This window comes from Pseudomonas sp. NBRC 100443, from assembly GCF_030268185.1.
Lineage (GTDB): Bacteria > Pseudomonadota > Gammaproteobacteria > Pseudomonadales > Pseudomonadaceae > Pseudomonas > Pseudomonas citronellolis.
Window position 1 is genome coordinate 119380 of the sequence record NZ_BSQE01000017.1, and the last position, 21658, is coordinate 141037.

The following is a 21658-nucleotide window of genomic DNA, read 5'->3' on the forward strand; positions in this document are numbered from 1 at the left end:
CTTCCAGCTTCCAGCCCGTATTCACTGCGCCTGGTAGATTTTGTCGAAGATGCCACCGTCGTTGAAGAACTTGGGCTGCGCGACCTTCCAGCCGCCGAAGTCCTTGTCGATGGTCACCAGGTCCAGTTTCGGGAACTGGTTGGCGAACTCGGCGGCGACCTTGGCGTTGCGCGGGCGGTAGAAGTTCTGCGCGGCGATGCGCTGGCCTTCCTCGCTGTACAGGTACTTCAGGTATTCCTCGGCGACCTTGCGGGTGCCCTTCTTGTCGACGGTCTTGTCGACCACCGCCACCGGCGGCTCGGCCAGGATGGACAGCGAGGGTACGACGATTTCGAAGTTCTCGCCGCCCTGTTCCTTCTTGGCCAGGAAGGCTTCGTTCTCCCAGGCCAGCAGCACGTCGCCGATGTTGTTGTTGACGAAGGTGATGGTCGAGCCACGGGCGCCGGTGTCCAGCACGGGCACGTGCTTGTACAGGTCCTTGACGTAGTCCTGGGCCTTGTCGTCGCTACCGTACTGCTTCTTCGCCCAGGCCCAGGCGGCCAGGAAGTTCCAGCGCGCGCCGCCGGAGGTCTTCGGGTTGGGGGTGATGACTTCCACGCCCTGCTTGGTCAGGTCGCCCCAGTCCTTGATGCCCTTGGGGTTGCCCTTGCGCACCAGGAACACGATGGTCGAGGTGTAGGGAGTGCTGTTGTCCGGCAGGCGCGCCTGCCAGTCGGCCGGCAGCAGGTTGCCGAGCTTGTGCAGTTCGTCGATGTCGCCGGCCAGGGCCAGGGTCACCACGTCGGCCTTCAGGCCGTCGATGACCGCGCGGGCCTGCTTGCCGGAGCCGCCGTGGGATTGCTGCACGGTCAGGTCGTCGCCGCCCTGGGCCTTCCAGTGCTTGATGAAGGCCGCGTTGTAGGCCTGGTACAGCTCGCGGGTCGGGTCGTAGGAGACGTTCAGCAGTTGGGTGGCCGCGGCCGCGGGGCCGGCGATCAAGGCACTGGCCAGGGCGGCCAGGGCGAAACGGCGGATGGACATGTGCAGCTCCTGGATACGAATCTTCAGTGTTGTGCTTGTTGGCGTGTTCTTATCGGGGGCGTCGCGGTGGGGCGCGTGGGCCCCGGGGGTCAGCTCTGGCGGCTGGCGGGCTGCTGCAGGCGGAACTTCTCCTTGCGCTCGATCTGCACCACCTGGCCGTTGTGCACGGTGATCTCGACGGCGCCGAAACGCAGACCGCGCAGGGCGCTCTGCACTTCACGCAGGATGTTGGCTTCGTCCTGGCCTTCCAGGCTACGGAGGGTTGCGCTCATGATCTGGGCTCCTTGGTGGGCTTCGCCGGGCCGTCCCGGATGGGCGGCGCGTGCGGTGTGAGCGCATCTTAGGCAGGAGTCGAATATTCTTAAAAATACTATTTAAGAATTTTTATATTCCATCAGGTTTTAATTCGATTCGGTCGCCACCGCCCGGGCCCAGGGCAGCTCGTCGGCCGGCTGCGGACGGCCGTACCAGTAGCCCTGGCCGAAGTCGCAGGCGTGGTCGAGGAGGAAGGCCGCCTGGTCCGGGCGCTCGATGCCCTCGGCCACCACGCTCAGGCCCATGCTGCGGGCCAGGGCGATGATGGCGCGGGCGATGGCGGCGTCCTCGGCGTCGCCGGGCAGGCCGGCGACGAAGCCCTGGTCGATCTTCAGCTTCTGCACCGGCATGCGTTTCAGGCGCATCAGCGAGGAATAGCCGGTGCCGAAGTCGTCGATCGCCAGTTGCACGCCCAGCGCCCGCAGGCGCTGCAGCAGGGCCACCGACTGGTCGATGTTCTGCATGATGGCGCTCTCGGTCACTTCCAGCTCCAGGTGCCGCGGCTGCAGGCCGCTTTCCTGCAGGGCGCGGGCCACGCGCTGTTCCAGGCCGTCGCGGCCGAACAGGCGGCTGGACAGGTTCACCGCGACGAAATCCAGCGCCACGCCGTCGTCCAGCCACTGGCGCATCTGCCGGCAGGCCTGGTCCAGCACCCAGGCGTCGATGGCGGCGATCAGCCCGCATTCCTCGGCCACCGGGATGAATTCGCAGGGCGGCACCAGGCCGCGCTGCGGGTGCTGCCAGCGCACCAGCGACTCCACCCCGACCACCTGGCCGCTGGCCAGGTCGTGCACCGGCTGGTAGTACACGCGCAGCTCGTCGTGCTCCAGCGCCTGGCGCAGGGCGGCTTCCACCTGCACGTGGGAACGCGCGCGGGCGGTCAGCTCCGGGGTGTAGAAGGCGTACAGGTTGCGCCCGCTGGCCTTGGCCTGGAACAGTGCGGCATCGGCGTGGCGCAGCAGGTGGTCGACGTCGCGGGCATCGTCGGGGAACAGGCTGACGCCCATGCTGGCGGAGATGTAGATCGGCTGGCCCTGCACCTCGAAGGGCGCGTGCATGGCCTCCAGCAGGCGCTGGGCGAGGCTGCTGGCATGGTGCGGCTGCTGGCTCTCCAGGACCACGGCGAACTCGTCGCCGCCCAGGCGCGCCAGGGAGGCGTGCTCGTCGAGGCAGCCGCGCAGGCGCTCGGCCACCGTCTTGACCAGTTGGTCGCCGGCGCTGTGGCCGAGGCTGTCGTTGACGTGCTTGAAGTGGTCCAGGTCGAGCAGCAGCAGGGCGCCGCTGCCCTGTTCGCGCTCGGCGCGGGCCAGGGCCTGCTCGATGCGCTCGCGCAGCAGCAGGCGGTTGGGCAGCCCGGTGAGCGGGTCGTGGTGGGCGAGGAAGTCCAGCTCGTGCTGCGAGCGCTTGATGCTGCTGAGGTCGGAGAACACCGCGACGTAGTGCGTCAGGCGCCCCTGCTCGTCGTGCACGGCGCAGATGTGCTGCCACTGCGGGTACACCTCGCCGCTCTTGCGCCGGTTCCAGATTTCCCCGCACCACAGGCCTTCGGCGTTCAGGGCCTGCCACATGCGCTGGTAGAAGGCGTCGTCCTGGCGCCCGGACTTGAGCATCGAGGGGTTGCGCCCCACCACTTCGTCGGCGCTGTAGCCGGTGATGCGCTGGAACGACGGGTTGACGTGCAGGATCATGCCCTTGTCGTCGGTCACCAGCAGGCCTTCCTGGGTCGCCTCGAACACCGCCGCGGCCTGGCGCAGGTGATCGTTGGCCTTGCGCTGCTCGGTGACGTCGCGGCTGACGCCGGTCATGCGCAGCGGCTCGCCGTCGTGGCCGCCGCTCAGGCGCGCGCGGGCATGCACCCAGCGGTAGTTGCCGTCGGCGTGGCGCAGGCGGTAGGTGCATTCCAGGCGCTGGCTGCGCCGCTGCAGCAGGTCGCGGTGCTGGGCCAGCACGCTGTCGCGGTCGTCCGGGTGCAGCCGCTGTTCCCAGGTGGCGAAGCTGTCGCCCAGCGCTTCCTCGCTCAGGCCGAGCAGCCGCGCGTAGCCGGGCGAGTAGAACACCCGGTGGCGCTCGATATCCCATTCCCAGAGGCCGTCGTCCAGGGCGTCCAGGGCCCGCTCGAAGCGCCGTTCGCTGCGCTCGCGGGCGGCGAAGGTGCGCCGCATCCACCTGAACTGCCGGGCCAGCAGCAGGAACAGCACGCCGGCGCTGATGGCAAAGAAAAGATACTTTTTCGCCACCAGCCAGGGCAGCAGGTCGCCATCGCCCACCGCCAGGCGCAACAGCTGGTCGCTGGTCAACCCCCACAGGCAGGCGAACAACAGGTACAGCAGGCAGATGCGGAGGGCACTCGGGCGTGGATTCATTATCGCGAGGGGAGCGAGTTATTGGCTGCGCAGTATAGTGGATGGCCATTGGCCCCGGTTCATATCAAAAAGACCGGATGGTTTTCCCGCCGCGCTTGGTGATAATGCGAGCTGGCCCTTGCCTGGGCTGCCGACCATTTCCGAGGTTCATTATCATTCATGTGGTACAACGGTTTCCTTGACCTGCCGCTGTGGCAACTGATCGTGGTCACGCTGGTGCTCACCCACATCACCATCGTCAGCGTGACGGTCTACCTTCACCGCTATTCCGCCCACCGCGCCCTCGAGCTGCATCCGGCGCTGCAACACTTCTTCCGTTTCTGGCTGTGGATGACCACCGGGATGAACACCCGCGAGTGGACCGCCATCCATCGCAAGCACCACGCCAAGTGCGAGACCGCAGACGACCCGCACAGCCCCGTGTACAAGGGCCTGGGCACCGTGCTGCGCAAGGGCGCCGAGCTCTACCGCGAGGAAGCGAAGAACGCCGACACCCTGCGCATCTACGGCAAGAACTGCCCGGACGACTGGCTGGAGCGCAACCTCTACGGCCGCTTCCCGCTGGGCGGCATCGCCCTGATGGTGCTGATCGACGTGGCCCTGTTCGGCGCCCTCGGCCTGACCGTGTGGGCCGTGCAGATGGCCTGGATCCCGTTCTGGGCGGCCGGCGTCATCAACGGCCTGGGCCACGCCGTGGGCTACCGCAACTTCGAGTGCCGCGACGCCGCCACCAACCTGGTGCCCTGGGGCATCGTCATTGGCGGCGAGGAGCTGCACAACAACCACCACACCTACCCGAACTCGGCCAAGCTGTCGGTGAAGAAGTGGGAGTTCGACCTGGGCTGGGCCTGGATCAAGCTGTTCTGCTTCCTGCGCCTGGCCAAGGTGGCGCGGGTGGCGCCGATCGCCCACCGGGTGGAAGGCAAGGGCAGCCTGGACATGGATACCGCCATGGCCATCCTCAACAACCGCTTCCAGATCATGGCCCAGTACCGCAAGCTGGTGATCGGCCCGCTGGTCAAGCAGGAGCTGGCCAAGGCCGATGCCTCGGTGCGCCACCTGTTCCGCCGCGGCAAGCGCCTGCTCTCGCGCGAGACCAGCCTGCTGGAGGAGCGCCACCACGCGCGCATCGAGCGCCTGCTGCAGCACAGCCAGGCGTTGCAGGTGATCTACGAGAAGCGCCTGGCGCTGCAGCAGATCTGGCAGAAGACCAGCGCCAACGGCCACGACATGCTGGCCGCCATCAAGCAGTGGGTGCAGGAGGCCGAGGCCAGCGGCATCCAGTCGCTGCGCGACTTCGCCGAACAGCTGAAGACCTACTCGCTGCGCCCGGCTGTCTGAGTTGGCCTGATAACTGAGATGTGCATCACAAAAAGCCCGCCGTTCGGCGGGCTTTTTCTTTTTTTGTCGAGCGCTTAGCTAATTTTGCGGTCATAGACCTCTCGATTAGTTGTGGGAAGCTGAGACATGGACGATAGGTACAGGGCGCCGCAGGATCTCGACGAAGCGCTGCTGGCATTGCTGCACAGCCGCGCCGAGGTGGAGCGCCTGAAAGAACGCGAGCAACTCTTCAGCGCCCTGCTGGCCAGCGTCAATGCGGTGCTCTGGGCCTTCGACTGGCAGGCCCAGCGCATGGTCTACGTCAGCCCCGCCTACGAAAGCATCTTCGGCCGCTCGGCGGCCCTGCTGCTGGCCGACTACAACGAATGGCTCAACGCCATCTACCCCGACGACCTCGACTACGCCGCCAGCAGCCTGCTGCAGGTGCTCGAGCGCGGCGCCGTGGAGCAGCGCGAGTACCGCATCCTGCGCGCCGACGGCGAGGTGCGCTGGCTCAGCGACAAGTGCTTCATCAGCCAGCACAGCGAGGCGGGCCTGCCGCTGATGGTGGTCGGCATCGCCGAGGACATCACCGACAAGAAACACCTGGAGAGCGAGCTGCAGCGCCTGGCCACCACCGACGTGCTGACGCAGAGCAGCAACCGCCGCTACTTCTTCGACAATGCCGAGCAGGCCTTCAACGAATCCAAGCAGGCCGGCACGGCCCTGGCCTTCCTGCTGCTGGACGTGGACGACTTCAAGAAGGTCAACGACCGCTATGGCCACCAGGTCGGCGACCGCGTGCTGCAGCGCGTGGCCCAGTGCGCCTCCGGGGCGCTGCGCCGCGGCGACCTGTTCGGCCGCATCGGCGGCGAGGAATTCGCCGTGCTGCTGCCCGGCTGCGACCAGGTGACCGCCCGGCAGATCGGCGAGCGCCTGCAGCGCGAGGTGCAGCGGCTGCGCTTCAAGGAAGACGAGCAGACCTTCGGTATCAGCGTCAGCCAGGGCCTGACCCTGCTGCAGCCCCACGACGAAAACCTCTCGGCGCTCTACGGCCGGGCCGACGCCGCGCTCTACCAGGCCAAGCGCAACGGCAAGGACCGTATCGAACAGGCCTGATCGGCTCCCCGGCCCACTGCCTCTCTTGCGCCCTGCGCGTACCTCTTCCGGGAAATGGACCGGGAAGGGATACGGGCGCATTATTTATTCCAATAAGGAATTACATTTTAATAATTAATTCTTTTTGGATTTATTTCCGATTGCTTATCGTTGCCCCCAGCGTGGCCGCAGGGTCCAGGCAATGAAGTCCGGCGAGCATGGCGACAAACCGCCAGCCAGGCCGGGAAAGGTGGCGGATTTCCGCTGACCAGCGCGCAGCGAAGGACCAGGCTACGGGACGCCAACCCGCGCCAATCCACGTGTCGGGGTGTGCCGGGCCGATTGGCCCGCGGATTGCCATGTCGGGGTGAAGCCTCAGGCTTTGCCCACAAGAACAAGACACGAGCATTCACCATGACGCTGCCATGCCTTTCCGCAAGTTCCTTCCTGCCTGCCCACGTAGAGACCCCGCCCAGGGGCGACCGATCTGACGACCGCCGTTCGCCTGCAGGCCCGGGCCGTGCCCGGCCGCGCGGCTGTCCGGTGGGATTCGCGCCACGCGGCGCCTGGCGCTTTGCCGACTTCACACAAGATCAATAAATGGGGATTACCAATGAAGAGTCGTAACATCACGCAATCCACCCTGGCGTTGGCCGTGGCGGCCGCTGCCCTTGGCGCCCATGTTCCGCTGGCCAGCGCCGGCGGCTTCATCGAGGACAGCAAGGCCAGCCTGACCCTGCGCAACTTCTACATCAACAGCGACAACCGCAACGGCACCGCCGAGCCGAGCAAGCAGGAGGAGTGGGGCCAGGGCTTCCTGCTGAACTACACCTCCGGCTTCACCGAAGGCACCGTCGGCTTCGGCGTCGATGCCCTGGGCCTGCTGGGCGTGCGCCTGGACAGCGGCAAGGGCACCCACTACAACCCGACCAGCTCCAGCTTCTCGGGCACCGTGTTCCCCACCGATGGCGATGGCCGCGCGGTGGACGACTTCTCGCACCTGGGGGCGACCGCCAAGGTGAAGGTTTCCTCCACCGAACTGCGCTACGGCACCCTGCTGCCCAAGCTGCCGGTGGTGACCTACAACGACGGCCGCCTGCTGCCGCAGACCTTCGAGGGCGGCCAGATCACCTCCAACGAGTTCAAGGACCTGACCCTGATCGGCGGCCAGCTGGAACACACCAAGGGCCGCAGTTCGAGCAACAACGAGGGCCTGTCCATCGCCGGCGCCAACAATGCGCGCACCGGCGAGTTCGTCAACAAGTTCTACTACGGCGGCGTCGACTACAAGCTGACCAAGGACCTGACGCTGCAGTACTACTACGGCAACCTGCAGGACTTCTACAAACAGCACTTCCTCGGCCTGCAGCACAACTGGGCGATCGGCCCGGGCGTGCTGAAGACCGACCTGCGCTACTTCAACAGCAGCGACGACGGCAAGAACAGCCACGACTCGCGCTACTACACCTCCGGCTACTACGGCAACGGCGTGACCAAGGGCGAGGTCGACAACAAGGCCTACAGCGGCCTGTTCACCTACATCGTCAGCGGCCACAGCTTCGGCGTCGGCTACCAGCAGCTCAGCGGCGACAGCGACTTCCCGTTCATCAACAACGGCGACGGCGCCACCGCCTACCTGATCACCGACGTGCAGATCGGCAAGTTCCTGCGCGCCGGTGAGCGTACCTGGCAGGCCCGCTACGGCTACGACTTCGCCCAGGCCGGCCTGCCGGGCCTGACCTTCCAGGCCCTGTACCTGCGCGGCGACAACATCGACACCGCCCGCGGCGACCAGAGCGAGTGGGAGCGCGACATCAGCCTGGCCTACGTGATCCCGGACGGCACCTTCAAGGGCCTGGGCTTCACCTGGAAGAACGCCTCGCTGCGCAGCGGCCTGCCGGCCCAGGGCGCCACCCCGGCCCAGCGCGACCAGGACGAGAACCGCCTGATCGTCAGCTACACCCTGCCGCTGTTCTAGGCCCGGGCTTTCCGTAGGAGCGCGCCGGAGGTCGCGGTTATCGCGGACAAGGTCCGCTCCTACGGTTCCAGGAAGCACGGCTTTTCGTAGGATGGCGTTGAGCGAAGCGATACCCATCACCACGACCGCATGGGTTTCGCCAAGGCTCAACCCATCCTACGAGAAGCCAGGCTCGCCTGCGGCGTAGCGGATCTTATCCGCGATCCGGCCGGCGATGAAAAAGGCCGTCTCCCCCCGCGGGCAGACGGCCTTTTCGTTGGCTACCGGCTCAGCGTTTCTGCGGCGCCGGTTGCTGCTGGGTGATGCAGTGGATGTTGCCGCCGCCCAGGAGGATTTCCCGGCCCGGCACCATCACCACTTCGTGCTCGGGGAACACGCGCTGGAGGATGGCCTTGGCCTCGGCGTCCTTCGGGTCGTCGAAGCTCGGCGCGACGATGCCGCCGTTGACGATCAGGAAGTTCACGTAGGAGCCGGCCAGGCGGATCGACGGATCGCGCTCCTGGCTGCCTTCCACCAGGTCGACGCCGGCGCACTCTTCCTCGGTGGCGTGCAGCGGGCCGGGGATCGGCATCTTGTGCACCACCAGCTGGCGGCCCTTGGCGTCGCGGGCCTGCTCCAGCACGCGCATGGCGGCCTGGCAGCGCGGGTAGTTGGGGTCGTTGGCGTCCTCGGTCCAGGCCAGCAGCACTTCGCCGGGGCGCACGTAGCAGCAGAAGTTGTCGACGTGGCCGTTGGTCTCGTCGTTGTACAGGCCGTCCGGCAGCCAGATCACACTGTCCACCGCCAGGTGCTCGCGCAGGACCTGCTCGATCTCCTCGCGGGACAGGTGCGGGTTGCGGTTGCGGTTGAGCAGGCATTCCTCGGTGGTGATCAGGGTGCCTTCGCCATCCACGTGGATGGAGCCGCCCTCGAGCACGAAGCCTTCGGTGCGGTAGCGATCGCAGCGCTCGACCTGGAGGATCTTCGCCGCCACCTGGTCGTCGCGCAGCCAGGGGAAGTAAAGGCCGCCGTCGAGGCCGCCCCAGGCGTTGAAGGTCCAGTCCACGCCGCGCACGCCGCCCTGGTCGTCGACCACGAAGGTCGGCCCGGTGTCGCGCACCCAGGCGTCGTCGTTGCTGATCTCGATCACCCGGACGGCGTCGCTCAGGCGCGCGCGGGCGTTCTCGAACTGCGCGGCGGAAACGCAGACGGTGACCGGCTCGAAGCGCGCGATGGCCTCGGCCACGGCGCTGAAGGCGGCCTGCGCCGGCTTGCCGCCCAGGCGCCAGTTGTCCGGGCGCTCGGGCCAGACCATCCAGGTCTGGGTGTGGGGTTCCCATTCCGCCGGCATGCGGAAGCCATCGGCGCGGGGGGTACTGGTCAGAGTGGTCATGGGGTCACCAGATGCGGGCAGCTACGGACGAAGCGGCGGAAGGGATCGCCTCCCGCCGCGCGAGGTCATTCGGAGAGGTTCTCTCCGTCGAGGGTCGCGATCGGCCAGTATAGGTTCGGACGGCGGTCGCGGAACACACCCCAGGCGGTGCGGACTTTCTCCAGGGCGTCCAGATCGAAGCTGTGCAGCAGGATGCCTTCCTCGGTCTCGTTCAGTTCCTGGACCTTCTTGCCGAATTGATCGGCGATGAAGGAGGAGCCGTAGAAGGTGATGTCGTAGCCGTCCTGCTCTTCCTTGCCGATGCGGTTGGAGGCCACCAGCGGCATCAGGTTGGCGCCGGCATGGCCCTGCTGCACGCGCTGCCAGTGGTCGCGGGAGGTGATGCTGGCGTCGTGCGGCTCGCTGCCGATGGCGGTCGGGTAGAACAGCACCTCAGCGCCCATCAGCGCCATGCTGCGGGCGCACTCGGGGAACCACTGGTCCCAGCAGATGCCGACGCCGATGCGCGCGTAGGCGGTGTCCCAGACCTTGAAGCCGGTGTCGCCGGGGTTGAAGTAGTACTTCTCGTGGTAGCCGGGGCCGTCGGGGATGTGGCTCTTGCGGTAGACGCCCAGGTTGCTGCCGTCGGCGTCGATGATGGCGATGCTGTTGAAGCGCGCGCGGCCGGCGCGTTCGAAGAAACTGATCGGCAGCACGACTTTCAGCTCGGCGGCGACCTTCTGGAAGTGCAGGATCGCCGGGTTCTCTTCCACCGGGGTGGCCAGCTGGGTGTAGTCGGCGTTGGGCTTCTGGCAGAAGTAGGGGGTCTCGAACAGTTCCTGGATCAGGATGATCTGCGCGCCCTGGGCGGCCGCCTGGCGCACCAGCTTCTCGGCGTTGGCGATGTTGGCCTGGACATCCCAGGAGCACGCCATCTGGGTGGCGGCGACGGTGACGGTACGGGTCATGGAACACCTTTTTATTCGGATACTTATCGGCCTTCCGGGTTGGGCGGCGGCCGTGGGGTGCTGCGAGAAGGCGTGAGGTCGACGTCTTTCGCGGCGCTGGGGCGATTTATATCCGATAAAAATCGACTTTTGAAGCGGTATTTCTCTATCGCGGCATCGAATCCGATAAAAAGACAGATAAATATCGGACTTAAGGCTGCGGGCAAGAAGGGACTGGAGGAGCGAGCTTGCTCGCGAACGCCCTGGCACCGCGATGTTCGCGAGCAAGCTCGCTCCTACGAAGAGCCCGTGCCGCTTACAGCTGCCGTTTAGGTAGGAAGGGCGGCAGATACAGCGACAGATAGGCATCGAACACCCGCATCCCTTCCTCGGCCAGGCGCGGTTCTATGCGCCCGTGGCGTTGCACCGAGAGGGCGTAGACGCGGTCGCCCAGTTCCATGGCCAGGCTGAACACTTCGATGTCCCGGGGCAGTTCGGGCAGGTGGAAGTGGTGGTCGAACAGGGCCTGCATGGAGCGGCCCAGCTCCATGTCGTGCTGGCGGTCGGCGAGGGTCACCTCGGCCAGGCCGTGGCTGGCGAGGATCAGCTGGCGCGCCGCGGCGTCGCCGGCGTAGACGGCGAGCATGCGTTCCTCCACCAGCCGCGAGAGGTCGCGCCAGTCGCGCAGGGCGTCGTGGTCCACCGGCGCCGCCAGGCAGGCGCGGAAGGCGGCGTGGACCTCGCCGGTCAGCGCCTGCAGCAGCGCCGGCACGCTGGGGAAGAAGTGGTAGACCGAGGACGGCGGTATGTCCGCCCGCTCCGCCACGGCGTAGATCGACAGGCCGGCGGTGCCGTCTTCGGCGAGCAGCGCGCGGGCGGCGTCGAGGATGCTGGCGATGCGCGCCTGGCTGCTGGCGCGGGGCTTGCGGGAGCTGGTGGGGGCGGGCATGGGGTTCTCCAGGCATGAGCGGGCTATTGGACGCCAGCTCATGCGTCCGGAGCAAGTTCGCAGGCCCTGGCGCGCGGCGCGCCGCTGGCCGTCAGTGGTCGGCCAGCAGCTTGTCCCAGGTTTCCTTGAACACCGGCGCGGTCTTCTCCGGGGCGGTTTCCAGGGCGAACAGGCGGCGCTTGGTCTCCTGGTCCGGGTACAGGCCTGGCTGCTGGCGCAGCTCGGCGTCGAGGAAGGCCGCGGCGTCGACGTTGGCGTTGGGGTAGAGGGTGGCGGCGGTGACCTGGGCGGCGACCTTCGGCTGCAGCATGAAGTCGATGAAGCGCAGGGCCAGGTCCGGATGCTGGGCGCTGCTGGGCACCACCAGGTTGTCGATGAACAGCACCGAGCCCTCCTGCGGCACCATGAAGTGCACCGGCTGCCCGGCGCGGGCCGCATGCAGGGCGTCGCCGACCCAGGCCATGGCCACGCACAGCTTGCCGTCGTTGAGGTCCTGGATGTAGCGCTCGCTGTCGATGTAGCGCAGGTTCGGGCGCAGCGCCTCGAGCACCTGGCCGGCGCGGCGGATTTGCGTCGGCGCGCTGCGGGCGAAGTTGCGCCCCTGGTAGTTCATCAGCACCGAGAAGGTCTCGTCGGGCGCGTCCAGCAGGCTCAGCCCGCAGCTCTTCAGGCGCGCGCTGTATTGCGGGTCGAACAGCAGGCTCCAGCTGTCCGGCACCGGCCCGCCCAGGGCCTTCTCGGCCTGCGGCTGGTTCACCGCCAGGCCCACGGCGCCCCACAGGTAGGGCACGGCGTGGCGGTTGTCGGGGTCGACGGCGGCCAGCTTGCTCATCAGCTGCGGGTCGAGGTGGCTGCGGTTGGGCAGGCGGGTGAAGTCCAGCGGCTGGATCAGCTTGTCCTTGATCAGCTGCGGCAGGTCGTTGTGGGAGGGGACGGCGACGTCGATCTTCTCGCCGGAGCGCAGCGCCTGCTTGAGTTCTTCGGCGGTGCTGTAGGTGTGGTACTCGACGCGGACGCCGCTGGCCTTCTCGAAGTCCTTGAGCGCTTCCGGGGCGATGTAGTCGTTCCAGTTGTAGACGCGGATGACGTCCTCGGCCTGGACGAACAGCGGGCAGAGCAGCAGCAACAGCGGGGCGAGCAGGCGTGGCATTGGCATTCTCCCTATGTCAAGGCACAGCATGGACGGCCGGCGGCCATCCCGGGGGCTTGGTTGCAGCGTGGTGCGGCAGAGCAGGGTACGGCGGGGCGCCCGCCCGGCGGGCAGGGCGGTCAGACGAACGCCGGCGCGGGGCCGGCGTCGCCTGGGGTGTTGCTTATACGGTGTGCAGGTACCAGTTGTACTCGAGGTCGGAGATCGAATACTCGAACTCCTGCATCTCGTGTTCCTTGCACGCGACGAAGATGTCGATGTACTCGGGGCTGATGTACTTGTTCATCACGTCGCTGTCGTCCAGCTCGCGCAGGGCATCGCGCAGGTTGTTCGGCAGGCTCTGCTCCAGCTGATCGTAGGCGTTGCCTTCGATCGGCGCGCCCGGCTCGACCTTGTTGACCAGGCCGTGGTGGACGCCGGCGAGGACCGCGGCCAGCAGCAGGTAGGGGTTGGCGTCGGCACCGGCCACGCGGTGTTCCAGGCGCACCGCTTCCGGCGCGCCGGTGGGCACGCGCAGCGCCACGGTGCGGTTGTCCAGGCCCCAGCTCGGCGCGTTCGGCACGAAGAAGGCCGAGCCGAAGCGGCGGTAGGAGTTGACGTTCGGGCAGAGGAAGGCCATGGAGGCGGGCAGGGTCTCGAGCACACCGCCGATCGCGTGACGCAACGCGGCGTTCTGCTCGGGATCCTCGCTGGCGAAGATGTTCTTGCCATCCTTGTCCAGCAGCGACACGTGGACGTGCAGACCGTTGCCGGCCTGGCCCGGGTAGGGCTTGGCCATGAAGGTCGAGTCCATTTCATGGTCGTATGCCACGTTCTTGATCAGGCGCTTGAGCAGCACCGCGTAGTCGCAGGCCTTGAGCGCGTCGTTGACGTGGTGGAGGTTGACCTCGAACTGCGCCGGGGCGCTCTCCTTGACGATGGCGTCGGCCGGGATGCCCTGGGCGCGGGCGCCGTCGATGATGTCCTGCAGGCAGTCGGCGTACTCGTCGAGGTCGTCGATGGAGTAGACCTGCACCGATTGCGGGCGCTTGCCGGAGATGGGCGAGCGCGGCGGCTGCGGACGGCCGTTCACGTTCTCCTGGTCGATCAGGTAGAACTCCAGCTCGAAGGCCGCGACGATGGACAGGCCCATGTCGGTGAACTTCTGGACGACCTGGCGCAGTACCTCGCGTGGGTCGGCGAAGAACGGCTCGCCTTCCATTTCATGCATGGTCATCAGCAGTTGCGCGGTCGGACGCTTCTGCCAGGGTTCCATGGCGATGGTGTTGGGGATGGGATAGCAGACACGGTCGGCGTCGCCGATATCCAGGCCCAGGCCGGTGCTTTCAACGGTGGAGCCGGTGATGTCGAGGGCGAACAGCGAGGCGGGGAGGTTGATGCCTTTCTCGTAGACTTTCGGCAGGTTGCTGCGCTCGATGCGCTTGCCGCGAACCACGCCATTCATATCTGCAATAAGGAGGTCGACGAACTGGACCTCGGGGTGTTCCTTGAGGAACTCGGTCGCTTCTGAGAGCGGAACGGCACTCGGGGGTACCGACATGGTGCAACACCTTTATTGTTAAAAATATCAATCATGCGGGGGCTAGGCTGTGAGTCAATCCGAAAGGCCTGTTGATGTCAATAGCGCCACTTCCTGCCCCCTGATGGTGCAAGGCGGCCATTTCTGGGGCGTTTCGGCTTGTCTCAGGGGCCGTGAAAGCGTGCTGCCATGGGATGTTCAGAGAGGCGTGTGCAATTTTTTACAGGACTATTGTGTAAAAAAATGAACAGCGCTAAGCTCGGTCGCAACCCATAACACTTACAAGCACGGGTGTCCCATGTCTCGCCTGCCGTTAATCGGCGTGACCGCCTGCGTCAGGCAAGTCGGTCATAAACCCAGCCATACCGTCGGTGACAAATACGTCAGTGCCGTGGTGGCCGGGGCCAATGGTCTACCGCTGATCATTCCAGCCCTGGGCGAATCGCTTGACCAGGACACCTTGCTCTCCAGCCTCGATGGGCTGCTGTTCAGCGGATCACCGTCGAACGTCGAGCCCCATCATTATAGTGGTCCCGAGAGCGATGCAGGCACTTTGCATGACATCGCCCGTGACGCTACTACACTGCCGCTCATTCGCGCTGCGATCGCCGCCGGCGTGCCGTTGCTCGGCATCTGCCGCGGGTTCCAGGAGATCAACGTGGCTCTAGGCGGCACGCTGCACCAGAAGGTGCACGAAACTCCAGGCTTCATGGACCACCGCGAGCCGGCCAACCAGCCGGTCGAGGTGCAGTACGCCCCGCGCCACGTCGTCGACGTGCAGCCGGGCGGCATTCTGGCCGGCATCGGCTTGCCGGCGCAGATCCAGGTCAATTCCATTCATGGCCAAGGCGTTGCACGTCTGGCGCCGGGCCTTCGCGTAGAAGCACTGGCGCCTGACGGGTTGGTCGAGGCCTTCTCCGTAGAAGGCGCCAGGGCCTTCGCCCTCGGTGTGCAGTGGCACCCGGAGTGGCAGGTCCGATCCAATCCCAACTATCTCGCCATCTTCCAGGCATTCGGCAAAGCCTGCGGCAAGAGGGCGAGGCAACGTTGAGTCCGGCGGTTGGGGCCGGGCTCTCAAAACCCTGAGGTCTTTATGACTACCAAGCTAGACCAGCTGACCGGCTGGCTGAAGGAACGCAAGATCACCGAAGTGGAATGCATGATCGCCGACCTGACCGGGATTGCCCGGGGCAAGATCGCGCCGACCAACAAGTTCCTCAACGAGAAGGGCATGCGCCTGCCGGAGTCCGTGCTCCTGCAGACCGTGACCGGTGATTACGTCGAGGACGACATCTACTACGACCTGCTGGACCCGGCCGACATCGACATGGTCTGCCGCCCGGACGAGAATGCCGTGTTCCTCGTCCCCTGGGCCATCGAGCCCACCGCGATGGTCATCCACGACACCTACGACAAGCTCGGCAACCCCATCGAGCTGTCGCCGCGCAACATTCTCAAGCGCGTGCTCAAGCTCTACGCCGACAAGGGCTGGAAGCCGATCGTGGCGCCGGAGATGGAGTTCTACCTGACCAAGCGCAGCGACGACCCCGACTACCCGCTGCAGGCCCCCGTGGGCCGTTCCGGGCGCCAGGAAACCGGCCGCCAGTCCTTCTCCATCGATGCGGCGAACGAATTCGACCCGCTGTTCGAGGACATGTACGACTGGTGCGAGGCCCAGGGCCTGGACCTGGACACGCTGATCCACGAGGAAGGCACCGCGCAGATGGAAATCAACTTCCGTCACGGTGACGCCCTCGACCTGGCCGACCAGATATTGGTGTTCAAGCGCACCATGCGCGAGGCCGCGCTCAAGCACAACGTGGCCGCGACCTTCATGGCCAAGCCGATGACCGGCGAGCCGGGCAGCGCCATGCACCTGCACCAGAGCATCGTCGACATCAAGACCGGCAAGAACATCTTCTCCAATGCCGACGGCACCATGAGCGAGCTGTTCCTGCACCACGTCGGCGGCCTGCAGCGCTTCATCCCCGAGGCCCTGCCGCTGTTCGCCCCGAACGTCAACTCGTTCCGCCGCTTCCTGCCCGACACCTCGGCGCCGGTGAACGTCGAGTGGGGCGAGGAGAACCGCACCGTGGGCCTGCGCGTGCCGGACTCCAACCCGGAGAACCGCCGCGTGGAAAACCGCCTGGCCGGCGCCGACGCCAACCCCTACCTGGCCCTGGCCGCCAGCCTGCTGTGCGGCTACATCGGCATGGTCGAAGGCATCAAACCCAGTGCCCAGGTCAAGGGCCGCGGCTACGAACGACGTAACCTGCGCCTGCCGCTGACCATCGAGGCGGCACTGGAAACCATGGAAGGCAGCAAGACCCTTGAACAGTACCTGGGCAGCAAGTTCATCCGCGGCTACGTCGCGGTGAAACGCGCCGAGCACGAGAACTTCAAGCGGGTGATCAGTTCCTGGGAGCGGGAGTTCCTCCTGCTGTCCGTCTGATCGGCGTGGGGCCCGGCCCTGCCGGCCGGGCCCCGTGTTCATTACAGAGAGGTTTTACCAAAATGACGAAACAGACCAGCGCCCAGACCCAACATTGGCAGGCGCTCAGCCGCGAACACCACCTGGCTCCGTTCACCGACTACAAGCAACTGAACGAGAAGGGTGCGCGCATCATCACCAAGGCCGAAGGCGTGTACCTGTGGGATAGCGAGGGCAACAAGATCCTCGATGGCATGGCCGGCCTGTGGTGCATGAACGTCGGCTATGGTCGCAAGGAGCTTGCCGAGGTCGCCTACAAGCAGATGCTCGAGCTGCCCTACTACAACCTGTTCTTCCAGACCGCGCACCCGCCGGCGCTGGAACTGGCCAAGGCCATCGCCGACATCGCTCCCGAAGGCATGAACCACGTGTTCTTCACCGGTTCCGGCTCGGAGTCCAACGACACCGTGCTGCGCATGGTCCGCCACTACTGGTCGATCAAGGGCAAGCCGCAGAAGAAGGTGGTCATCGGCCGCTGGAACGGCTACCACGGCTCCACCGTCGCCGGCGTCAGTCTTGGCGGCATGAAGGCCCTGCACAGCCAGGGCGACCTGCCGATCCCGGGCATCGTGCACATCGCCCAGCCCTACTGGTACGGCGAGGGCGGCGACATGTCGGCGGAAGAGTTCGGCGTCTGGGCCGCCGAGCAGCTGGAGAAGAAGATCCTCGAAGTCGGCGAGGAGAACGTCGCCGCCTTCATCGCCGAGCCGATCCAGGGCGCCGGCGGCGTGATCGTTCCGCCGGACACCTACTGGCCGAAGATCCGCGAGATCCTCGCCAAGTACGAAATCCTGTTCATCGCCGACGAAGTCATCTGCGGCTTCGGCCGTACCGGCGAATGGTTCGGCAGCCAGTACTACGGCAATGCCCCGGACCTGATGCCGATCGCCAAGGGCCTGACTTCCGGCTACATCCCCATGGGCGGCGTAATCGTCCGCGACGAGATCGTCGATACCCTGAATGAGGGTGGCGAGTTCTACCACGGCTTCACTTACTCTGGTCACCCGGTGGCCGCGGCAGTGGCCCTGGAGAACATCCGCATCCTGCGCGAGGAGAAGATCGTCGAGACCGTGAAGGCGGAAACGGCACCTTACTTGCAAAAGCGCTGGCAGGAACTGGCCGACCACCCGCTGGTGGGCGAGGCCCGTGGCGTCGGCATGGTCGGCGCGCTGGAGCTGGTGAAGAACAAGAAGACCCGTGAGCGCTTCGAGAACGGCGTGGGGATGCTGTGCCGCGAGCACTGCTTCCGCAACGGCCTGATCATGCGCGCGGTGGGAGACACTATGATTATTTCGCCGCCGCTGGTCATCACCAAGCCGGAGATCGACGAGTTGATCACCCTGGCGCGCAAGTGCCTCGATCAAACCGCCGCCGTAGCGCTGTCTTGAGTCTTTCACCGGACCTTTGACAGACTGCGCCTGTGCGTTGGCCAGGCTCACCGGGTGGTGAAGGCGGAAAGCCGCCGACGCCACCCGGAACATCAAAAACAATTGGAGCTACCCGCATGTTCAAAACCTTCGGCAAGACCCTGCTCGCCGTGACTCTGGCGGGCGCTGTGGCCGGTATGGCACAGGCCGATGACAAGGTACTGCACGTTTACAACTGGTCCGACTACATCGCCCCGAACACGGTCGACGAGTTCACCAAGGCCACCGGCATCAAGGTCGTCTACGACGTCTACGACAGCAACGAAGTGCTGGAGGCCAAGCTGCTGGCCGGCAAGTCGGGCTACGACGTGGTGGTTCCCTCGAACTCCTTCCTCGCCAAGCAGATCAAGGCCGGCGTCTACCAGCCGCTGGACCGCGACAAGCTGCCGAACTGGAAGAACCTGAACCCGGACATCATGAAGACCCTCGAGGTCAGCGACCCGGGCAACAAGTTCGCCATCCCCTACATGTGGGGCACCATCGGCATCGGCTACAACCCGGACAAGGTCAAGGCCGCCCTGGGCGACGGCGCCCCGGTGGATTCCTGGGACCTGGTGTTCAAGCCCGAGAACATCCAGAAGCTGAAACAGTGCGGCGTGAGCTTCCTCGACTCGCCCACCGAGATGATCCCGGCGGCCCTGCACTACCTGGGCTACAAGCCGGACAGCCAGGATCCCAAGGAAATCAAGGCCGCCGAAGAGCTGTTCCTGAAGATCCGTCCGTACATCACCTACTTCCACTCCTCCAAGTACATCTCGGACCTGGCCAACGGCAACATCTGCGTCGCCATCGGCTACTCGGGCGACATCTACCAGGCCAAGTCCCGCGCCGTGGAAGCCAAGAACAAGGTGAAGGTGGCCTACCACATTCCGAAGGAAGGCGCCGGCGCCTTCTTCGACACCGTGGCCATTCCGAAGGACGCCGAGAACCCCGAAGGCGCTCTGAAGTGGATCAACTTCCTGCTCGAGCCGAAGGTGATCGCGGAAATCTCCGATACCGTTTCCTACCCCAACGCCAACTCCGCGGCCACGCCGCTGGTGAACGAGGAAATCCGTAACGACCCGGGCATCTACCCGAGCGACGCGGTCATGAAGAAGCTGTACGCCTTCCCGGACCTGCCGGCGAAGACCCAGCGCCTGATGACCCGCAGCTGGACCACCATCAAGTCCGGCAAGTGACGCCCCGGCCCGGTCGTTCGTCCCGAACGGCCGGGCAGGGCGCAGGGTGGTGGCGGCGCGGTCGCAGGCCCGCCACCGCTCTGCAGGCACGGATCATCTGCAGTGGGATGGCCGTTGGTTGCAGCTAGGGCTGCAGAAGCGCTCGCGCGCGCCACGGAAGGCCCGGACAAGCTGTAAACGCCAACACAAAGAAGCTTCATGACAACAGAGAGGACCGACGTGTGCGCATTCCCTTCCGCAAAACCCTGATCGCCGCCATCTCGACCCTGGGCCTGGGCGCCGCCGTTGCGCAGGCCGAGCCGACCGTCCACGTGTACAACTGGAGCGACTACATCGGCGAGACCACTCTGGCCGATTTCGAGAAGGAAACCGGCATCAAGCCGGTGTACGACGTCTTCGACTCCAACGAAACCCTCGAAGGCAAGCTGCTGGCCGGCCGCACCGGCTACGACATCGTGGTGCCGTCCAACCACTTCCTCGGCCGCCAGATCAAGGCCGGCGCCTTCCAGAAGCTGGACAAGAGCCAGCTGCCGAACTGGAAGAACCTCGACCCGCACCTGATGAAACAACTCGAGGCCAACGACCCGGGCAACCTCTACGGCGTGCCCTACCTGTGGGGCACCAACGGCATCGGCTACAACGTCGACAAGGTCAAGGCCGTGCTCGGCGTCGACAAGATCGACTCCTGGGCCGTGCTCTTCGAGCCCGAGAACATGAAGAAGCTCAGCCAGTGCGGCGTCGCCTTCCTCGATTCGGGCGACGAAATGATGCCGGCCGTGCTCAAATACCTGGGCCTGGACCCCAACAGCACCAACCCGGCCGACTACGAGAAGGCCGAGGCCAAGTTGATGGCGGTTCGCCCCTACGTCACCTACTTCCATTCCTCCAAGTACATCTCGGACCTGGCCAACGGCAACATCTGCGTCGCCGCCGGGTTCTCCGGCGACGTGTTCCAGGCCGCCAACCGCGCCAAGGAAGCCGGCAAGGGTGTGAACATCGCCTATGCGATTCCGAAGGAAGGCGCCAACCTGTGGTTCGACATCCTCGCCATCCCGAAGGATGCGTCGAACCCGAAGGAGGCCCACGCCTTCATCAACTACCTGCTCAAGCCCGAGGTGATCGCCAAGGTCAGCGATTACGTCGGTTACGCCAACCCGAACCCCAAGGCTGGCGAATTCATGGATGAGTCCGTGCGCGACAATCCCGAGGTCTACCCGCCTCAGGAAGTACTCGACAAGCTCTTCGTGCAGCACGAGCTGCCGCCGAAGATCCTGCGCCTCATGACCCGTTCCTGGACCAAGATCAAGTCCGGTAAGTAATCCAAGTACGCCCGGCCGCGGGGGCCGGGCGTCCAAAAGTTGGGAGTTGTGGTAAATGGCTATAGCCTCCGGTGCCTACAAGAAAGCCCTCGCGGGCGACCAGCAGCCCAAAGAGGTGTTGGTAAAAATCGACCGGGTCACCAAGCAGTTCGACGAAACCCTTGCGGTGGACAGTGTTTCCCTGACCATCAAGAAGGGCGAAATCTTCGCATTGCTCGGCGGTTCCGGTTCCGGTAAATCCACCCTGTTGCGCATGCTGGCCGGCTTCGAGCGGCCGACCGAAGGTCGCATCTTCCTGGATGGCCAGGACATCACCGACCTGCCGCCCTACGAGCGGCCGATCAACATGATGTTCCAGTCCTACGCGCTGTTCCCGCACATGTCGGTTGCGCAGAACATCGCCTTCGGCCTGAAGCAGGACGGCCTGCCCAAGGCCGAGATCGACAAGATTGTCGAGGAAATGCTCAAGCTGGTGCAGATGACCCAGTACGCCAAGCGCAAGCCGCACCAGCTCTCCGGCGGCCAGCGCCAGCGCGTGGCCCTGGCCCGTTCGCTGGCCAAGCGGCCGAAGCTGCTGCTGCTCGACGAGCCCATGGGCGCCCTGGACAAGAAGCTGCGCTCGCAGATGCAGCTGGAACTGGTGGAGATCATCGAGCGCGTCGGCGTGACCTGCGTGATGGTGACCCACGACCAGGAAGAGGCCATGACCATGGCCCAGCGCATCGCCATCATGCACCTGGGCTGCATCGAGCAGATCGGCAGCCCGATGGACATCTACGAGACCCCGGCCAGCCGCCTGATCTGCGAGTTCATCGGCAACGTCAACATGTTCGACGGCCAACTGGTCGAAGACCTGCAGGACCACGCGGTGATCGCCTGCCCGCAGCTGGAAAACCCGATCTACATCGGCCACGGCATCAGTACCCGCGCCGAAGACAAGCGCATCACCTACGCGCTGCGTCCGGAGAAGGTCATGGTCAGCGCGCAGAAGCCGGAAAACCTCGAGCACGAAGGCTTCAACTGGGCCCAGGGCACCGTCTACGACATCGCCTACCTGGGCGGCCACTCGGTGTACTACATCAAGCTGGCCTCGGGGATGATCGTCCAGGCCTTCATGGCCAACGCCGAGCGCCACGTGGCCCGCCCGACCTGGGACCAGCCGGTGTACATCAGCTGGTACGACGACAGCGGTGTGGTGCTGCAATCATGAACATCAGCAAATCGCTCATGAAG

The 21658-nt window shown here is 65.4% G+C and carries 17 protein-coding genes; 9 read left to right on the top strand and 8 right to left on the bottom strand.

Going from position 1 to position 21658, the window contains the following annotated elements; all coding sequences use genetic code 11:
• Positions 1-21 precede the first annotated feature (21 nt).
• The 3 genes from QSJ95_RS21640 to QSJ95_RS21650 form a co-directional block, all read right to left on the bottom strand.
• Positions 22-1020, bottom strand: a complete 999-nt coding sequence (locus QSJ95_RS21640; RefSeq protein WP_043268206.1) for a sulfate ABC transporter substrate-binding protein — start codon at positions 1018-1020, stop codon at positions 22-24.
• Between the two features lie 89 nt (positions 1021-1109).
• Positions 1110-1292: a sulfur starvation response protein OscA gene (oscA, locus tag QSJ95_RS21645; protein WP_009614015.1), complete on the bottom strand. Its 183-nt coding sequence runs from the start codon at positions 1290-1292 to the stop codon at positions 1110-1112.
• Between the two features lie 129 nt (positions 1293-1421).
• Entirely contained in the window at positions 1422-3698 is a 2277-nt protein-coding gene (locus QSJ95_RS21650; protein ID WP_043268208.1) for a putative bifunctional diguanylate cyclase/phosphodiesterase, read from the bottom strand.
• A gap of 159 nt (positions 3699-3857) precedes the next feature.
• On the opposite strand from QSJ95_RS21650, the gene desA reads away from it, so the two are divergent.
• The 3 genes from desA (at position 3858) to QSJ95_RS21665 (ending at position 8094) form a co-directional block, all read left to right on the top strand.
• Positions 3858-5039 (top strand): delta-9 fatty acid desaturase DesA, encoded by a 1182-nt coding sequence (gene desA / locus QSJ95_RS21655; protein ID WP_009614012.1) that lies wholly within the window; start codon positions 3858-3860, stop codon positions 5037-5039.
• 126 nt (positions 5040-5165) lie between these two features.
• Positions 5166-6137, top strand: a complete 972-nt coding sequence (locus tag QSJ95_RS21660; RefSeq protein ID WP_009614010.1) for a GGDEF domain-containing protein — start codon at positions 5166-5168, stop codon at positions 6135-6137.
• 592 nt (positions 6138-6729) lie between these two features.
• Positions 6730-8094, top strand: coding sequence for an OprD family porin (locus QSJ95_RS21665; protein WP_009614008.1), 1365 nt, complete (start codon positions 6730-6732; stop codon positions 8092-8094).
• A gap of 268 nt (positions 8095-8362) precedes the next feature.
• Here QSJ95_RS21665 and aguA read toward each other — a convergent pair whose 3' ends face one another.
• The 5 genes from aguA to QSJ95_RS21690 form a co-directional block, all read right to left on the bottom strand.
• A complete protein-coding gene (gene aguA, locus QSJ95_RS21670; RefSeq protein WP_043317426.1) occupies positions 8363-9466 on the bottom strand; it encodes an agmatine deiminase in 1104 nt (367 codons plus the stop codon).
• 65 nt (positions 9467-9531) lie between these two features.
• Positions 9532-10413: an N-carbamoylputrescine amidase gene (gene aguB / locus QSJ95_RS21675; protein WP_285645233.1), complete on the bottom strand. Its 882-nt coding sequence runs from the start codon at positions 10411-10413 to the stop codon at positions 9532-9534.
• Positions 10414-10708: 295 nt separating this feature from the next.
• Positions 10709-11341, bottom strand: coding sequence for a TetR/AcrR family transcriptional regulator (locus QSJ95_RS21680; RefSeq protein ID WP_009614000.1), 633 nt, complete (start codon positions 11339-11341; stop codon positions 10709-10711).
• Between the two features lie 91 nt (positions 11342-11432).
• Entirely contained in the window at positions 11433-12491 is a 1059-nt protein-coding gene (locus QSJ95_RS21685; protein WP_285645235.1) for a polyamine ABC transporter substrate-binding protein, read from the bottom strand.
• Between the two features lie 163 nt (positions 12492-12654).
• Positions 12655-14031 carry a glutamine synthetase family protein gene (locus tag QSJ95_RS21690; protein ID WP_009613998.1) on the bottom strand — a complete coding sequence of 459 codons (1377 nt, stop codon included), beginning with the start codon at positions 14029-14031 and terminating at the stop codon, positions 12655-12657.
• A gap of 277 nt (positions 14032-14308) precedes the next feature.
• On the opposite strand from QSJ95_RS21690, the gene QSJ95_RS21695 reads away from it, so the two are divergent.
• The 6 genes from QSJ95_RS21695 (at position 14309) to QSJ95_RS21720 (ending at position 21635) form a co-directional block, all read left to right on the top strand.
• A complete protein-coding gene (locus tag QSJ95_RS21695; protein ID WP_276216263.1) occupies positions 14309-15061 on the top strand; it encodes a gamma-glutamyl-gamma-aminobutyrate hydrolase family protein in 753 nt (250 codons plus the stop codon).
• Positions 15062-15103: 42 nt separating this feature from the next.
• Entirely contained in the window at positions 15104-16462 is a 1359-nt protein-coding gene (locus QSJ95_RS21700) for a glutamine synthetase family protein (RefSeq protein WP_009613996.1), read from the top strand.
• A gap of 62 nt (positions 16463-16524) precedes the next feature.
• A complete protein-coding gene (locus tag QSJ95_RS21705; protein WP_009613995.1) occupies positions 16525-17889 on the top strand; it encodes an aspartate aminotransferase family protein in 1365 nt (454 codons plus the stop codon).
• 116 nt (positions 17890-18005) lie between these two features.
• Positions 18006-19106: a polyamine ABC transporter substrate-binding protein gene (locus tag QSJ95_RS21710; RefSeq protein ID WP_058070851.1), complete on the top strand. Its 1101-nt coding sequence runs from the start codon at positions 18006-18008 to the stop codon at positions 19104-19106.
• 245 nt (positions 19107-19351) lie between these two features.
• Positions 19352-20425, top strand: coding sequence for a polyamine ABC transporter substrate-binding protein (locus tag QSJ95_RS21715; RefSeq protein ID WP_178132450.1), 1074 nt, complete (start codon positions 19352-19354; stop codon positions 20423-20425).
• Positions 20426-20480: 55 nt separating this feature from the next.
• Positions 20481-21635 (top strand): ABC transporter ATP-binding protein, encoded by a 1155-nt coding sequence (locus tag QSJ95_RS21720; RefSeq protein ID WP_009613989.1) that lies wholly within the window; start codon positions 20481-20483, stop codon positions 21633-21635.
• The last annotated feature ends 23 nt before the right edge of the window (positions 21636-21658 follow it).

Coding starts and splice junctions, on each gene's coding strand:
- QSJ95_RS21710 (WP_058070851.1), top strand. CDS start 18,006: ATGTTCAAAACCTTCGGCAAGACCCTGCTCGCCGTGACTCTGGCGGGC.
- QSJ95_RS21660 (WP_009614010.1), top strand. CDS start 5,166: ATGGACGATAGGTACAGGGCGCCGCAGGATCTCGACGAAGCGCTGCTG.
- QSJ95_RS21650 (WP_043268208.1), bottom strand. CDS start 3,698: ATGAATCCACGCCCGAGTGCCCTCCGCATCTGCCTGCTGTACCTGTTG.
- QSJ95_RS21705 (WP_009613995.1), top strand. CDS start 16,525: ATGACGAAACAGACCAGCGCCCAGACCCAACATTGGCAGGCGCTCAGC.
- QSJ95_RS21680 (WP_009614000.1), bottom strand. CDS start 11,341: ATGCCCGCCCCCACCAGCTCCCGCAAGCCCCGCGCCAGCAGCCAGGCG.
- QSJ95_RS21640 (WP_043268206.1), bottom strand. CDS start 1,020: ATGTCCATCCGCCGTTTCGCCCTGGCCGCCCTGGCCAGTGCCTTGATC.
- QSJ95_RS21665 (WP_009614008.1), top strand. CDS start 6,730: ATGAAGAGTCGTAACATCACGCAATCCACCCTGGCGTTGGCCGTGGCG.
- aguA (WP_043317426.1), bottom strand. CDS start 9,466: ATGACCACTCTGACCAGTACCCCCCGCGCCGATGGCTTCCGCATGCCG.
- QSJ95_RS21695 (WP_276216263.1), top strand. CDS start 14,309: ATGTCTCGCCTGCCGTTAATCGGCGTGACCGCCTGCGTCAGGCAAGTC.
- QSJ95_RS21685 (WP_285645235.1), bottom strand. CDS start 12,491: ATGCCACGCCTGCTCGCCCCGCTGTTGCTGCTGCTCTGCCCGCTGTTC.
- QSJ95_RS21690 (WP_009613998.1), bottom strand. CDS start 14,031: ATGTCGGTACCCCCGAGTGCCGTTCCGCTCTCAGAAGCGACCGAGTTC.
- QSJ95_RS21720 (WP_009613989.1), top strand. CDS start 20,481: ATGGCTATAGCCTCCGGTGCCTACAAGAAAGCCCTCGCGGGCGACCAG.
- QSJ95_RS21700 (WP_009613996.1), top strand. CDS start 15,104: ATGACTACCAAGCTAGACCAGCTGACCGGCTGGCTGAAGGAACGCAAG.
- desA (WP_009614012.1), top strand. CDS start 3,858: ATGTGGTACAACGGTTTCCTTGACCTGCCGCTGTGGCAACTGATCGTG.
- aguB (WP_285645233.1), bottom strand. CDS start 10,413: ATGACCCGTACCGTCACCGTCGCCGCCACCCAGATGGCGTGCTCCTGG.
- oscA (WP_009614015.1), bottom strand. CDS start 1,292: ATGAGCGCAACCCTCCGTAGCCTGGAAGGCCAGGACGAAGCCAACATC.